At 46.8% G+C, this 1,236-nt stretch carries 1 protein-coding gene; it reads right to left on the minus strand.

The features are described 5' to 3' along the window. On the minus strand, window positions 1-1,181 hold a 1,181-nt coding region (locus tag Q8J82_RS00920; RefSeq protein ID WP_305327596.1), incomplete at its 3' end, for a CYTH and CHAD domain-containing protein. Window positions 1,182-1,236: the final 55 nt, after the last annotated feature.

The raw sequence follows: 1,236 nt of genomic DNA on the forward strand, positions 1-1,236 counted from the left end.
CGCTGCCGCAGTTGCTTATGGCGTTTAGTTAAGGTTGCTGTTGCAATGTCGAGTACTCGATGAGTTTTCTTATCCTTGGCGCCATCACGCCAGCGCTCGTTTTCCAGCCAAGCTGCCAGTGATAATAGTAGATAATTGTAACGCTGTGAGGAAAGTGCCGTGCGCACTTCGACATAAGCTTCTTCTTGCGCAGTTAAAGCTATGTCGCGTAGCTTCAGTAAGCCTGCATGATTTTCATATTGTGTAATAATGGCTGGTAGTGTTTGGGTCACCAATACATCGAGGTCGCGTGCTTTGCCCAAAGCGTTAGAAAGCCAGCCAAGTTCAACCAATAATGCAACGTTGTTCTTACTCCCAAGTATCTTCTTAAATACTGAAAATGCCGAACGCAAGCGACGCAGCGCCACGCGCATCTGGTGGACGCCTTCCACATCTGTACCATGTAATACCATGTCCTGATTACTCTGCAGGTGGTTAATACATTCCCAGGCGATTTTTTTGAAAGCGCTGTTTGCATCGGTAGTTTTGACAAGCTTTGGCAGATTTCCTTTGAAAACACATTGGGGCGTAGTTCGGTAATAGGCATATCCACGCAGGGCTTTGCTCGAATTTTCCAGCGTTAACGGGATGGTTTTCTGCAACTCCAGTGCTAGGTCAAACAACCGCCCCACATGACCAGCTTTCAGTTCCAACTCAATTTCACTGATTGGCTCGCTATTTTTGCCTGCAGTCAGTTTACCTAAATCAAGTGCCAGTTCAATCTTGTCGCCATTTTCGAAAGCGAGCTGCCATTCGCTGCGCCGCACTTCTGTTTGAAAAATAGGCCTGAGCGCATCGCGCAGATTCTGATTAGCGAACAGTTTTACCAAGACTGGGTCAAGTATTTTGGTGAAGTCTGGATGGTTGGCTGCAATTACGTCCTCCCATTCCATACGCTTATGCAGCCCTGTTAGTGAACTGCCAACGGTCTTAATTGATTGAATCCAGCGGCCACAGCTATGGCGCACACGAAGACTAACACCAGCATCCAGAAGTTTCAGGTCTGGGGTGTCATAATAGATGGTGATAAGTCTGTGTGTGACAGGTTTGTCGATACAGGCGTTAACGATGGCAGGATGACTTCGCAGACGTGTGATACTCTTGCGTTCGATACTCAATTTGAGCTCAACTTCATTCCACATTAGCAATCGCCTTTAGTAATCATTCCAGCAAAAGTGCCCATTGCTCAACGTTTTT

It is taken from the genome of Methylotenera sp. (assembly GCF_030684185.1).
Classification (GTDB): domain Bacteria; phylum Pseudomonadota; class Gammaproteobacteria; order Burkholderiales; family Methylophilaceae; genus Methylotenera.